The following is a 13404-nucleotide window of genomic DNA, read 5'->3' as shown; positions in this document are numbered from 1 at the left end:
TACTCAATTTGCATCGAAACCGCTCCAGATGGCAGTGTGTCAATCAGAGTTGATGAGCCTAAAGGTAAGGCGAACATGACGGAACTGGAAAAATGGAAGGCTGAACGTGGCTCTGCCTAAGGGTGTTCACAGGGTGCGGCGAAAGCTGGCGAGCGGCAAAAGTCGTTACCATTTTTATGCCTGGCGCGGAGGCACGAAGTTCTGGATAGACGATATTCCAGACCCCAAAGACCACGACTTCCATGTTGCCTTTGCGGAAGCTGTGGAGCGCCCACAGCCCCAAGTTCTGATGATTCCGACCATGGTGGATATGTTTTTGTCCAGCGCTGCACGGGCAAAAGGGCCGCGTTCTTTTGCGGACCAACAAAAATGGCTTCTGCGTTTCGCCGCTCACTTCCATGACGCTCCGGCAGTCATCTTCGAAGAACGCGGTTCCCGCGGCGAGATGAACAATTGGCGGGCGCAGTGGCAACACTCTCCAAAGCAACATGACATGGCTGGCACTCACGCTGTTCGCGTTCTGAACTGGGCGGTTGAGGAAGGTTTCTTATCTGAGCACCATTGCAACAAGTTGCCCCGCCTATATCAAGTGGATCGCTCTGAAGTCGTCTGGACCCCCTCAGATCGAGAGGCGATCAATGCTAAAGCACCAGATTGGGTGCGTCGGCTTCTATGCGCGGCTTGTGAAACGGGCTTGCGTCCAGGCGACTTGATCAAGCTGACGCGAGCGGCTGTGGAACTCACGCCGCACGGTCGCCGACTTCGGGTACGTACAAACAAGCGGCGGCGCTTGGCTCATATTCCGATCACGCCTGCCCTGAGCGAGGTGATCGACACGACGCCAAGTGATCGAATTCTCATTCTCACAAATGCAAGCGGCGGCCCACTCACAGAACACCGCGCATCCGAAGGCTTGAGGCAGTGGCGGGACAAGGTGGGGCTCAGCAGAGACCTTCGGTTGCAGGACTGCAGGGGCACTGCAGCAACGCGACTTCTTAATTCGGGCTTGAGCCTGTCAGAGATTGCCAACCATATGGGCTGGTCTATTCGTCACGCAGCCAATGTCATTGAGCATTATGCGCAGGTTTCACCGGATGAAACCGATGCCGTTATGGTCAAATTGGCCAAGGCAAAAGGGGGTGGAATATGAACAAAACTGTAAACGCTCCTGTAAACCGCGCGTGTCGCGCAATCAGGGGTGTCAGCTAAGTCCTTGAAATATATTGGAGGCGAGTACCGGAATCGAACCGGTGTACACGGATTTGCAATCCGCTGCGTAACCACTCCGCCAACTCGCCGCCGACTGTGGTTGCTGTCGAGTATCTGATCGCCCGGACCTGCGCAAGTGGGCAATGAGAGGTTTTCGCCATCGCTAGGCGTTGCCGCCGCGCGGGTTCTGTGCCAAAACCCGATCATAGTATTCCGAAGCCGAGAGTTAAGCTCATGACAGATTATGCCGCCCGGCGCACGATGATGGTGGACACGCAGGTGCGCCCCTCGGATGTGACGAAATTTCCGATCATTGATGCCATGCTTACCGTGCCGCGCGAGGCCTTCGTGCCACGCGCGCTGCGCGAGGCCGCCTACATGGGCGAAAATATCAGCCTGGGCGGGGGCCGCGTGATGCTTGAGCCCCGCACCCTGGCCAAGATGCTTGACGCGCTTGAAATCGAGGGCGACGACCTTGTGCTCGATATCGGCCCCGGTCTTGGGTATTCCTCTGCGATCATGGCGCGGATGGCCGAAGCGGTTGTCGCGGTTGAGGATGACGCAGACATGGTGGAAGAGGGCCAGCGGGTTCTTGTCGACAATGGCGCTGATAATGTTATCATGCATCATGGCGCGTTGACCGAGGGAGCATCAGATCATGGCCCTTACGACGTGATTACCATTCAGGGCGCTGTCGAGCATCTGCCCGAGGCCCTGACCGATCAGTTGAAAGAGGGTGGGCGGATCGCCTGTCTTTTCATGGAGGGCGCGCTTGGTGTGGTGCGTATCGGCTATAAGATCGACGGCAAGATCAATTGGCGCTTTGCCTTTAACGCTGGCGCACCGGTCATGCCCGGATTTGAACGCCACGCGGCCTTTACTCTATAATACGGGCCGTGTTTGGCCGCCAACGGCACCTTGAGGAGCGGAAGTTGAACCTGAAAACGTCATTCACATCCTTTGGGGCCGCTCTCGGGTTAGCGGTGCTGTTGACGGCTCCGCTAGCGGCGCGCGCCGAAACGCTCGCCGATGCACTCAAAAGCGCCTATATCAATAGCGGCCTGCTTGATCAGAACCGCGCCCTGTTGCGCGCCGCAGACGAGGATGTGGCCCAGGCGGTTGCCGGTCTGCGCCCGATCATCGACTGGACCACCGATGTGACCCGTGATTTCGGGCGCACGCGGTCGTTCGGGCGGACCCGCAACACTGGCACCACAAGTCTTAACCTCGGCATCACCGCAAGCTTTCTGCTCTATGATTTCGGGCGTAGAGACCTGATTGTCGAGTCGACCAAGGAAACGGTTCTGGCGACCCGCCAGACCCTGATCAGCATCGAGCAGTTTGTTCTGCTGACCGGCGTGAACGCCTATATGAACGTGATCCGCAACAGCGAGTTCGTGGCGCTGCGCGAGAACAACCTGCGGCTTTTGCGCCAGGAATTGCGCGCCGCTCAGGATCGCTTTGAGGTTGGCGAAGTGACCCGCACCGACGTGGCCCAGGCCGAGGCCGCCGTGGCCAATGCCCAAAGCGGGCTTGCCGGGGCGCAGGGGGATCTTGCCCGCGCGGTCGAAGAATTCGGCTCTGCCATCGGGCGCAGCCCCGGAGCGCTTAAGACACCGACGGCGATGCCCAACCTTTCGGGCAACGTTCAGGCCGCCAAATCCGTGGCGATGCGGCGTCATCCCGATCTTTTGAAGGCCCAGCATGACGTTGCCGCGGCCGAGCTCAACATTCAGGTCGCGGCGGCTGCGATGAAACCACAGCTTAACCTGATCGGCCGGGTTGGGGCGACGGAGGATCTTTCGGGGTCTGATTTGTCACGCACCGGGAGTTTCGGCGTCGAATTGCGCGGCCCGATCTATCAGGGCGGACGGTTGAGTGCGGCCAAGCGCCAGGCGATGGCACAACGCGATGCGCAACGCGGGGCGCTGCATCTTGCGGGGCTTCAGGTGACGCAGGATGTGGGCGACGCCTATGCCAACCTGCGTGCCGCCCGCGCAAGCCGTGCGGCCAGCCGCGAAGAAGTACGCGCCGCCACGGTCGCCTTTGACGGGGTGCGCGAAGAGGCCAAGCTTGGGGCGCGCACGACGCTTGATGTGCTGGACGCCGAGCAGAATTTGCTCAACGCCAAGGCCAACCTGATTTCGGCCAATGCCGACGTGGTTATCGCGGCCTATTCGGTGCTCTCGTCGATTGGCGAGCTGACGGCGAAGGATCTGAACCTCGGAGTGCAGACCTATGACCCGAGTGCCTATTACAACCTGGTCAAAACGGCCCCCGTCGACATGAGCCCGCAGGGCAAAAAGCTTGACCGGGTTCTGCGCGCAATCGGCAAAAACTAAAACTCTTGCTAATCGGTTACGTGAATCGGTTGTGCGAAAAGGCCCTCAGGGGTAAGCTGCGATCAGGCAAGAGTGGTAGTTATAAATGTCCGACCCCGTGACCAATGTGGAAATCGAGGATGTCCTGTCCTCTATCCGGCGACTTGTTTCTAACGGTCGGCAAGATAGTTCTGCGCAAGCCGAACCCATGGATATGCCAAAGAAAGAGCCCGCAAACAGGCTTGTTTTAACGCCATCCTTGCGTGTCGATGAACGCCAGGGCGACGAGTCGTCCGGTATTGCCCCGCCCGAGGAAGAGCCGCACCAGATTATGTCGGAACCGGAAGATGGGTCTGACGGGCAGGGCGATTGCGATGAAAGCATGCAGGGTGAGGCCACGATAGCCGCCGACGTGCAGGATGATCACGACGAGTCGGCCCATAAAGAGGCCCTGCAAGAGGGCGATGACGCGAAGGCCCGGGATGATCAGGCCCAGGCGGATGAGGCACGGGACGACGAGGCAGATAGTAAAGAGGCATCCGCCCCCCAGCACAACGCCACCGAGCCTGAGGGCGATATCTGGCTGGAAACCGCCGAGACCGACTCTGAGGCCGAGGTCGAGGTGCAGGAAGATAGCAGCGAGCACCTTTCGGCCGACCATGATCAGCCCGATGAGGAAGCAGCCACAGCCGATGAGGACGCCCCTCAGGATGAAGTTGCTGCGCAGAGTAATCTGGAAGCGCAGGCCGCCGAGTTCGAGGCCGCCGTTGCCAGTCGCGACGATCAATGGGAGCCGGATGGCGACTCGGCCGATGAGTATGCTGGCGGTCGGGTGACCTCGCTCTCATGGAGCGATGCGCGTGACGCGGCCGACGAACCCGAAGAAGAAGAGCTTTCGGTTGATCCCGATTGGGCCGAAGCCGATGACGTGGCCTCGGCGCGCCATGAACAAGACTGGGCGCAAGAGGCGATGCCGGTGCCGCCGGTCGAAGAGTGGGGCGATGAGGGTGGCCTGTCGCTCGATGACGCGGTTCTGGATGAAGAGGCGCTACGCGACATGGTCTCGGAAATCGTGCGCCAGGAATTGCAGGGCGCCCTTGGCGAGCGGATCACCCGCAATGTGCGCAAGCTTGTCCGCCGCGAAATTCACCGCGCCCTGACCAGTCAGGACATGGACTAGCCCTTTGGTTCGGCGCTGAGCGATAGCAACAGATCCAGATCCATATGACGTTCAAGATGTGCCGCAAGCGCATCGAGGGTCTCTTCGACATTTTGCCCATAATTCAGGCCTGATGCGGCCCCAAGACCGCCAAGAAAGGCCGCGCGAAAGGCGTCGCTGGCAAATAGACCGTGCAGGTAGGCGCCGCGCACCCGACCATCCGCCGAGGCCGCACCTTCGGGGCGCTCGCCAATCGCGAGCCAGGCGCGATCACAATCGGGGCCGGTGGTACTGCCAAGGTGGATTTCATAACCCTCGACAGCGTCGCTCGTCGCCAGATAGGTGGCACTGCTCAGGGCCAGCCGCTTTTCGGGATGCATCGTGGTGACCACGTCGAGATGGCCAAGCCCCGGCACCGAACAGGCCGGTCCTTCGATGCCCTCGGGGTCGTTGATCTGTTGGCCAAGCATCTGATAGCCGCCGCAAATCCCCAACACATGCCCGCCGCGCCGGATATGGGCGGCAAGGTCGATGTCCCAGCCATTGGATCGGAAATCCGCCAGATCGGCGATGGTGGATTTGCTGCCGGGGATCAGCACCAGATCGGCGTCGCCGGGCAGGGGCTGACCGGGCTGGATGATCTCGACGCTCAGGCCCGGCTCGCTTGAAAGCGGGTCAAGGTCATCGAAATTCGCGATTCGTCCGAGGCGTGGCACCGCCACTTTGAAGGCGCCGCCCTTGGTCGAGGCGATATCCATCACATCCTCGGCCGGCAGGCGCCAGGCCTGATCAAACCACGGAATGACCCCAAGCGAGGGCCAGCCGGTGCGCGCGCTGATCTCGGTCACGCCCTCGTCAAACAGGCTGACGTCGCCCCGAAACTTGTTGACCGCAAAGGCCTTGATGTGTGCGGCGTCGGCGGGCGGCAAAACCGCTTGCGTGCCGACGAGTTGGGCAATCACGCCGCCACGGTCAATATCCCCGACAAGGATCACCGGGACGCCGGCCGCCTCGGCAAAGCCCATATTGGCAATGTCGCCCGCGCGCAGGTTGATCTCGGCCGGGCTCCCTGCGCCCTCGATAATCACAAGGTCGGCCCCCGCGCACAGGCGATGAAAGCTTTCCAATGCCGGGGCCAGAAGCTGTGGCTTGGCCTTGGCATAATCGCGGGCGCGCAGTGTGGCGAAGCGTTTGCCCTGAACGATGACCTGTGCGCCGATGTCGGATTCGGGCTTAAGCAGCACCGGGTTCATGTCGGTGTGGGGCGCGCGTCCGGCGGCGAGGGCCTGTAGCGCCTGCGCGCGGCCGATTTCACCACCGTCGCAGGTCACGGCGGCGTTGTTCGACATGTTCTGGGGCTTGAACGGAGCGACGCTCAGTCCGCGCAAACGGTAGGCGCGGGCCAGCCCGGCCACCAGCATCGACTTGCCCACATTCGAGCCCGCCCCTTGTATCATGATCGCGCGCGCCATGGCCGTGTTCCCCGCTTGCTCTTGCGGGAGTGATACAAAGACGGCGCGGTCGGTGAAAGCGGTGATTTGTGGCGTGGCCCGGATTTGTGGCGTGGCCCGGATTTGTGGCGTGCCCCGGACAAGCAAAAGCCCCGCCAGTTATGGCAGGGCCTTTGAAAACCAGTCGAGGTTTGACGCGGTTAGGCCGCTTCGGCCTGGGCCGCGGCATTGCGACGTTCGCTCTCTTCACGCGACAGCGCGACCGAGGTACGTACACCTTTGGCGACAAAATCCATCAGGCCCGAGACGACACGTTCGTTCGGGTCGATACCGGCGCAAGACAGAACTTCGCGGCCATCGCGCGAACGCGCCCAGCGGGCGATCTGCTCGGGGCCGTTGCCGTATTTCTTGTCGTCGGAAATTGCATCATCCAGCGCGGCCAGTACTACGGCCGCAAAAAGTTTACGCGCACGATTGCCCTGTTCGCTTTTGAAAGCTGTGCCGTCAACGAAATCTTTCATCATTCGTCCTTGTTCTTATTGCTCTTGTGTTTTGGGCGTGACGCTCCTTATGGAGGAGTTTTTGTGATTCGGATAGAGCGTATATGCATAACTTATATGCAAATTGCGCATACCTCGCGTCGCCGAAATCGATATCTCGTTGTCTTGCCACCCATCATAACGCCAGATATAGGTCTGGTAGACTTCTTATCAACCTTTTGTCATGGTTTGGACGCAATGCCTAAGATCAACGGAAACGAAATCCGCCCCGGTAACGTATTGGAGCATAACGGCGGCCTTTGGGCTGCGGTCAAGGTTGACCACGTCAAGCCCGGCAAGGGTGGCGCGTTTGCCCAAGTAGAGATGCGCAACCTGCGCAACGGCTCGAAACTCAACGAGCGCTTTCGCAGCGCCGACAAGGTTGAGCGTGTGCGCCTTGAGCAGAAAGACCAGCAGTTCCTTTACGAGGAAAACGGCAAGCTGGTGTTCATGGATGCCGAAACCTATGAGCAGATCGAGCTTCCGGCCGACCTGCTTGGCGATCGTCGCCCGTTCCTGCAGGATGGCATGACGATCACGGTCGAATTCCACGACAGCGAGGCACTGCATGCGTCATTGCCGCAAAAGGTGACCTGTAGAATCGTCGAGACCGAGCCGGTCGTCAAAGGCCAGACCGCCGCCAACAGCTTCAAGCCTGCGATCCTGGACAATGGCGTCAAGGTCATGGTGCCGCCCTTCGTGGGTGTCGATGAGGATATCATCGTCAACACCGAAACGATGGAATATGCAGAGCGCGCGTAGTCGCACGACGGAATACGCAGAGCGCGCGTAACCGCGTGAGCGATGTATTGACGATGAGAGGCCCCCGCCGTGGGGCCTCTTTTCGTTTGAGCGCAGGGTTGATTTGATCATGTAGGGTGGGTGAAACCCACGCTTGCGCCCGACCTCGACCGGAACGAGCGTGGGTTTCACCCACCCTACGGGTCACATCGGGTCGATGCGTGCTGTGTCGGCTGTCATGCCAGGCACGGCCCGATCAAAGCGCAGATAGGCGATCGCGCGACCGCCCGATTGGGTGTAAAGCGTGCCGACCGACTTGCCATCGGGTGTGGTGATCTCGGTGCCGACCGGGGCGGCACCCTCGATCGTCACCGTGGTCAGGCCTTTGCGCAGTTCTGTCTTGTGCTTCATCCGCGCCGTGACCTCTTGGCCGACGTAACAGCCTTTGCGGAAATCAACGCCGTTCAGCCGCTCGAAGCCAGCTTCCAGGATGAAACTGTCGGGGGTCAGCTCGATCCCGGTTTCCGGGATGCAGCGGGCCACTCGGATCGCATCGAAATCGCTGCCGTCATCGCCATCGTCATCGCCGTAAAGACGCCAGCCCAGATCGGGGTGACGCGGGTCGCTCAATGCGCCTTCGGGGGTGGGGCCGGTGCCTCGCCAGACCTTGCGGTCTGTCTCGCTGATGCTCACATCCGAGCGCAGTTTATACATCCCGAGGCGTTGGGCCAGAGGCGCGGCAAGGCTGCTGTCGACATCAAGCCAGATCGCCCCATCGCGGTCCAGCAAAAAGAAATCCGCCAGGTATTTGCCCTGCGGTGTCAGCATAGCGGCATAGACAAGCCCCTGATCGAGGCCGGCAATGTCATTGCTGATCAGACCTTGCAGAAAATGCGCCGCGTCGGAACCGGTGATTTCCAGAATGGTGCGCGTCATTACCCTCTCCCGCTGGTGGTGTGGGTGTAATATAGGTCGCTGAGGCGAAGACAACAGGGGGTGGCCCATGCGCGCAGCTTTATCAGTGGTGATCCCGACCTTGAATGCCGACGCGGCCCTACCGGCCTGTCTTGGGGCCTTGATCGAAGGGCTTGAGGCGGGGCTTATCCGCGAGCTGATCATAAGCGATGGTGGCTCGGGTGACGGCACGCTCAGGATCGCCGATGAAGTCGGCGCGGTGATCGTGCAGGGCGCGCCCTCGCGTGGCGGACAGCTTCGGCGCGGGGCCCAGGTCGCGTCGGGCGGTTGGCTCTTGTTTCTGCATGCCGACACGGTTTTGCCCGCGGGTTGGCCCGAGGCCGTGAGCGGTCACATGGCGCGCGGCGGCGCCGCATATTTCCGGCTTGGGTTTGACGCGGGCGGCGGGATGGCACGTTTCGTGGCGGGTTGGGCCAATCTGCGCTCGGCTTTGTTTGGCCTGCCTTACGGGGATCAGGGATTGTTGATCCCGCGCGAGCTTTTTGACGCGGTTGGCGGCTACCCCGATATGCCCCTGATGGAGGATGTGGCGATGGCGCGGGCGCTGCGCGGCCGTCTTGCTGCCCTGCCGCTTCGGGTGCGCACCAGTGCCGCCAAGTATCGGCGCGAGGGTTGGCTGCGGCGCGGCGGGCGCAATCTTATGCTGTTGACCCGGTACTTTCTGGGCGCGGACCCCGCCCGTCTTGCGGCGCGCTATCGGGCGTCAAAATAGCGGTTTATGCGTCGCGTGATAGGCTGCCTGAAGTGCTGCGTTGTCGTATTCGGTGGCGATCCACTCCTCGAACCCAATCGGGCTCTGGGCGGTGCGGGCCTCGTATTGGTCGAGAATATAGTCAAGAATACCGGTGCGTGACCACTTGAGGTGAAGGTATTTTACGCCCAGCATCTTGCGCGCCTCGGCCATGGGACGCCCTTCGATCACCAAAAGATAGATCGCCGAAGCAAACCCGGCCCGGTCGGCGCCGGATTTGCAATGCATCACGAAGGGTTTCTCGATCTCGCGAAAGGCGCGGATCAGCGCCAGGATATTCTCGGGCGGGGCGGCATCGCGGGCCTGAAGCGAGCAATTGACAAGCGTCAGCCCAAGATCGCGACAGCTTTCTTCCTCGACAAGGTAATGCGCTGCCCCCGCAGCCCCGCGCAGGTTCAGCACAGAGCGCACGCCTTGCGCCTTGAGCCGCTCAAACCGCTCGTGGGTGGGTTGGTTCGACCGATACACCCTTGGCGCCACCTGAAAGAAGTTGGTCCAAAATTTGCGCAGCACCGCATGATCGAACCACATGTTGTAGATATGCGCGCGACGGCGGTTTTCCGGGGTCGAGAGGTCGGTATTATAAGAGGCCCGCAGCGCGCGTTCCCAATTGGAAATCCGTTTGAAAAGGCTCATTCTCGCAAGGCACTCCGGTTGGGGGGCGGTTTGGCCCGGCTCGCCCCCATGTAGGGGGGTGCGAGCGTCATGGCAAGTCGACGATCGGTGATTGACGGCAGGGTAAAGCGGCGTAATGTCGGCGCTTCAATCGCAGGAGAGCACAGACATGAGCCTGTCCCAAGGCCGCCCCTACCTTGCCATTCCCGGCCCCTCGGTCATGCCCGAAGAGGTGCTGCGCGCGATGCATCGCTCGGCGCCCAATATCTATGAGGGTGCGTTGATCGAGATGACGGCGGGGTTGATCCCTGATCTGGCGGCGGTGGCGCGCACCAAGGGCCATGTGGCGATCTATATCGCCAATGGTCACGGCGCATGGGAAGCCGCGCTTGCCAATACCGTCGCTGCGGGCGAGCGGGTTCTGGTGCCTGCGACCGGGCGGTTTGGCCACGGCTGGGCCGAGGTTGCGCGCGGGCAGGGGATCGAGACGCAGATGCTTGATTTCGGCAAGCGCGCGCCGGTTGATCCGGACCGCCTTGAGGCGGCTTTGCGCGCCGATACGGAGCATAAGATCAAGGCGGTTCTGGCCACGCATGTAGATACCTCGACCTCGGTTCTGAGCGATGTGGTGGCCATTCGCGCCGCGATGGATGCCGCCGGGCACCCGGCGTTGTTGATGGCCGATTGCATTGCCTCGCTGGCCTGTGACCGCTTTGAAATGGACGCATGGGGCGTCGACGTGATGGTCGCGGCAAGCCAAAAGGGCCTGATGGTGCCGCCGGGCCTTGCGTTTGTCTTCTTCAGCGACAAGGCCGCCGAGGCGCGCGCCGCACTGCCCAACGTCAGCCGCTATTGGGATTGGACGCCGCGCGCCACCCCCGAGATGTTCTATCAGTATTTCGGCGGCACGGCGCCGACCCATCATCTCTACGGGTTGCGCGCCGCGCTGGACATGATCACGGCCGAGGGGATCGAGACGATCTGGGCGCGCCATGATCAATTGGCCCGCGCAATCTGGGCGGCTTGTGATGCCTGGGGCGAGGGGGGGCCGCTTGAGCTTAACATTTCCGACCCGGCCCTGCGGAGCCGCGCGGTCACCGCCTTGCGCATCGGCGCGCCGCATGGCTCAAGCCTGCGCAAATGGGTCGAGCAGGAGGCCGGTCTTACCCTTGGGATCGGGCTTGGCATGGCAGAGCCGAATGATCCGGCCTGGCACGGGTTTTTCCGCATCGGCCATATGGGGCATGTGAATGCGCATATGGTGATGGGCGCGCTTGGGGTGATCGAGGCCGGGTTTGCAGCACTTGATATCCCGCATGGTGCGGGCGGATTGTCGGCGGCGGCGCGGGTGATGGCCGGGGATTAAGGGTTTCGCGCGATCCGACTGATCAGCTTGTCGAGGACATAACCGGTGGCGATCACCGCCAATAGCCCGAGTTGCACCCAGATCACCATGAACACCCAAAGCAGGTTCACCAGCCCCATCACCAGGGCGGCGTTGGTGTAATTGGGCGCAGAGGGCATGTTTCCACGATTCATGGAGTGATTCTAGCGCAGGAATTGCCGCTGTCAGGTAAATTTTTGACACTGGCGCGTCGCTTGGCCGTTATCCGCGTGCCTCTGCAAGCGCCTCGGGCAGGGCGCGGGCCAGCACCTCCATATCCTCGGGACGGCCACAGCTTATGCGGATGCAGCGGTCTTGCGGCGCGACAAAGGGCATGCGGACGAAGACCCCGCGCGCCACGAGGGCGGCAAGAACGGCGCGGGCGAAATCGCCATCCCGGCCACAATCGACGGCGACGAAATTGGTGGCCGAGGGCAGGGCGGCAAGGCCGTTTTCGGCGGCGATGCGCGCGATGGTGTTGCGCGCCACGGCCACCTTGGCCTGAATATCGGCAAGCCATTCGACATCTCGGAAGGCCGCCAATGCACCAACCTGCGCCATGCGGCTCATGCCGAAATGATTGCGGATCTTGTCAAAGTTGCGGATCAGGTCCGGCGCGCCGATTGCATAGCCGATGCGCGCCCCGGCCATGCCGTAAGCCTTTGAAAAGGTGCGCATCCGGATCACGCGCGGATCATCGCCCGCGACCGGCGCGGCGGTGCCTTCGGGGGCGAATTCGACATAGGCCTCATCAAGCAGGAGCAGGCAGCCCTCGGGCAAATGATCAAGCGCGGCGACGATATCGGCGCCGCTGTGCCAGCTTCCCATCGGGTTGTCGGGATTGGCGAGGTAAATCAGCTTGGCATCGACGTCCTGCGCGCGGGCGATCAGCGCGCCAAGATCCTCGTGGTCCTCACGATAGGGCACCTTGTGCAGCGCCCCGCCAAAGCCCGCCACATGATAGTTGAACGTCGGATAGGCCCCGTCCGAGGTGACCACCGCGTCGCCGGGGCCAATCAGCAGGCGCACCAGATTGCCCAAAAGCCCGTCAATGCCTTCGCCGACAAGGATGCTTTCGGCCGCGACATTCATGGCCTTGGCGAGGGCAATGCGCAGATCGTGGCTGCTCGGGTCGCCGTATTTCCAGACATTATCGGCCTCGGCGCGCATGGCGGCGATTGCCGATGGCGAGGGGCCAAAGATGTTTTCATTCGCCCCAAGCCGCGCCGCAAAGGGCGCGCCGCGGGCGCGTTCCTGTTCCTCGGGGCCGACAAAGGGCACGTTGGCGGGCAGGGATTGAACGAGGTCGGTATAGCGAGGTGTATCCATGGCGCGCAGTTAACGGGATCGCGGTTGTGCGCGCAAGGGTCTGCCGCCACGTCGGTCTGGCCTTGCCTCGGCAAGTGGTGTTTCATGCCTGCAAACATCGGGAGACTGCCATGAGCCGGGTTCGCGTCGAGATCGACAATCACATCGCAAAGGTCACCCTGACACGCGCCGATAAGCGCAATGCGGTTGACCCGGAGATGGCCGAGGCGATCGTCGCCGCCGGTCAGGAGCTTTGCAAAAGCGATATTCGCGCCGTCGTTCTGTCGGGTGAGGGGCAGGCGTTTTGCGCCGGGCTTGACGTGATGAGCTTTGCCAAGTTCGCGGCCGCCGACCCCGAGGCGATGATCATGCCGCGCAGCCATGGCAACACCAATATCTTTCAAGAGGTGGCGATGGTCTGGCGCCGGGTGCCGGTGCCGGTGATCGCCGCCCTGCATGGCGCGGTTTACGGCGCGGGGTTTCAACTGGCGCTTGGCGCCGACATCCGCATTGCCCATCCCGAGGCCAAGCTTGCAGTGATGGAGATGAAATGGGGGCTGATCCCCGATATGGGCGGCATGGCGCTCTTGCCGGGGCTGACGCGCAGCGACGTGATCCGTCGTCTGACCTATACCGCCGCGCCGGTTGGGGCAAGCCAAGCGCTGGACTGGGGGCTTGTCACCGAAATCGCCGATGATCCGCTCGCCGCCGCGCTTGATGTTGCGGCGCAGATTGCCGCCAAAAGCCCCTCTGCCATCCGGGCCGCCAAGCGGCTTATTGCGGTGGCCGAAAGCGGTGCGGGAGAGGATGACATCCTTTTGGCCGATTCTGTGGAAAAACAACGTGTTGCTGTTGCAGAAAGTGTGGTTCTGAACAGAGCGCGAGCGCCTTTTCTATCAGGCTTTGCGCGTTTGCTGCGGTGCAGGAAGGATCTTGGCCAGTTTGCGGAGG

Annotated in this window: 14 protein-coding genes and 1 tRNA gene; 8 read left to right on the top strand and 7 right to left on the bottom strand. The window is 61.7% G+C overall.

Annotated elements, in window-relative coordinates:
* Window positions 1-133: 133 nt before the first annotated feature.
* Entirely contained in the window at window positions 134-1150 is a 1017-nt protein-coding gene (locus ROG8370_RS13225) for a tyrosine-type recombinase/integrase (protein WP_245827369.1), read from the top strand.
* 74 nt (window positions 1151-1224) lie between these two features.
* On the opposite strand, the gene ROG8370_RS13220 is transcribed toward ROG8370_RS13225, so the two are convergent.
* Window positions 1225-1298: transfer RNA gene (locus ROG8370_RS13220), tRNA-Cys, on the bottom strand.
* 145 nt (window positions 1299-1443) lie between these two features.
* Between ROG8370_RS13220 and ROG8370_RS13215 the strand changes: the two genes are divergently transcribed.
* From ROG8370_RS13215 to ROG8370_RS20755, 3 genes are all read left to right on the top strand, one after another.
* A complete protein-coding gene (locus ROG8370_RS13215; protein ID WP_085827661.1) occupies window positions 1444-2097 on the top strand; it encodes a protein-L-isoaspartate O-methyltransferase family protein in 654 nt (217 codons plus the stop codon).
* Window positions 2098-2141: 44 nt separating this feature from the next.
* Window positions 2142-3551 carry a TolC family outer membrane protein gene (locus tag ROG8370_RS13210; RefSeq protein ID WP_370738338.1) on the top strand — a complete coding sequence of 470 codons (1410 nt, stop codon included), beginning with the start codon at window positions 2142-2144 and terminating at the stop codon, window positions 3549-3551.
* Window positions 3552-3636: 85 nt separating this feature from the next.
* Window positions 3637-4710: a putative sodium/potassium/calcium exchanger gene (locus tag ROG8370_RS20755; RefSeq protein WP_212580079.1), complete on the top strand. Its 1074-nt coding sequence runs from the start codon at window positions 3637-3639 to the stop codon at window positions 4708-4710.
* Here ROG8370_RS20755 and ROG8370_RS13200 read toward each other — a convergent pair.
* Both ROG8370_RS13200 and ROG8370_RS13195 read right to left on the bottom strand, forming a co-directional pair.
* Window positions 4707-6161: a cobyric acid synthase gene (locus ROG8370_RS13200; protein WP_085827660.1), complete on the bottom strand. Its 1455-nt coding sequence runs from the start codon at window positions 6159-6161 to the stop codon at window positions 4707-4709. The two genes, ROG8370_RS20755 and ROG8370_RS13200, sit on opposite strands and share 4 nt — an antisense overlap.
* Window positions 6162-6340: 179 nt before the next feature.
* On the bottom strand, window positions 6341-6661 hold the full coding sequence (locus tag ROG8370_RS13195) for a DUF6280 family protein (RefSeq protein ID WP_073195726.1): 321 nt from the start codon (window positions 6659-6661) through the stop codon (window positions 6341-6343).
* Window positions 6662-6877: 216 nt separating this feature from the next.
* On the opposite strand from ROG8370_RS13195, the gene efp reads away from it, so the two are divergent.
* Window positions 6878-7441, top strand: a complete 564-nt coding sequence (gene efp, locus ROG8370_RS13190; RefSeq protein ID WP_085827659.1) for an elongation factor P — start codon at window positions 6878-6880, stop codon at window positions 7439-7441.
* A gap of 183 nt (window positions 7442-7624) precedes the next feature.
* Here the strand turns inward: efp and ygfZ are convergent, their stop codons facing one another.
* The gene (ygfZ, locus tag ROG8370_RS13185; protein ID WP_085827658.1) at window positions 7625-8356 is read right to left on the bottom strand and encodes a CAF17-like 4Fe-4S cluster assembly/insertion protein YgfZ; all 732 of its coding nucleotides are present in this window, start codon (window positions 8354-8356) and stop codon (window positions 7625-7627) included.
* A 67-nt stretch (window positions 8357-8423) separates the two neighbouring features.
* Between ygfZ and ROG8370_RS13180 the strand changes: the two genes are divergently transcribed.
* Window positions 8424-9107 (top strand): TIGR04283 family arsenosugar biosynthesis glycosyltransferase, encoded by a 684-nt coding sequence (locus ROG8370_RS13180; RefSeq protein WP_085827657.1) that lies wholly within the window; start codon window positions 8424-8426, stop codon window positions 9105-9107.
* Here ROG8370_RS13180 and ROG8370_RS13175 read toward each other — a convergent pair.
* Complete coding sequence (locus tag ROG8370_RS13175) at window positions 9099-9782, bottom strand: fused DSP-PTPase phosphatase/NAD kinase-like protein (RefSeq protein ID WP_085827656.1); 684 nt, start codon at window positions 9780-9782, stop codon at window positions 9099-9101. The genes ROG8370_RS13180 and ROG8370_RS13175 overlap by 9 nt on opposite strands.
* Before the next feature lie 148 nt (window positions 9783-9930).
* Between ROG8370_RS13175 and ROG8370_RS13170 the strand changes: the two genes are divergently transcribed.
* Window positions 9931-11127, top strand: a complete 1197-nt coding sequence (locus ROG8370_RS13170; protein ID WP_085827689.1) for a pyridoxal-phosphate-dependent aminotransferase family protein — start codon at window positions 9931-9933, stop codon at window positions 11125-11127.
* Here the strand turns inward: ROG8370_RS13170 and ROG8370_RS20595 are convergent.
* The gene (locus ROG8370_RS20595; RefSeq protein ID WP_170925240.1) at window positions 11124-11300 is read right to left on the bottom strand and encodes a hypothetical protein; all 177 of its coding nucleotides are present in this window, start codon (window positions 11298-11300) and stop codon (window positions 11124-11126) included. The genes ROG8370_RS13170 and ROG8370_RS20595 overlap by 4 nt on opposite strands.
* 67 nt (window positions 11301-11367) lie before the next feature.
* Window positions 11368-12474, bottom strand: a complete 1107-nt coding sequence (locus tag ROG8370_RS13165; RefSeq protein WP_085827655.1) for a pyridoxal phosphate-dependent aminotransferase — start codon at window positions 12472-12474, stop codon at window positions 11368-11370.
* A gap of 110 nt (window positions 12475-12584) precedes the next feature.
* Between ROG8370_RS13165 and ROG8370_RS13160 the strand changes: the two genes are divergently transcribed.
* Window positions 12585-13404, top strand: an 820-nt coding sequence (locus tag ROG8370_RS13160) for a crotonase/enoyl-CoA hydratase family protein (protein ID WP_139838137.1), incomplete at its 3' end; no start/stop codon positions are given.

This window comes from Roseovarius gaetbuli (assembly GCF_900172365.1).
Lineage (GTDB): Bacteria > Pseudomonadota > Alphaproteobacteria > Rhodobacterales > Rhodobacteraceae > Roseovarius > Roseovarius gaetbuli.
The sequence above is the reverse complement of the archived record's forward strand: the minus strand, read 5'-3'. Positions and strand labels throughout refer to the sequence as shown.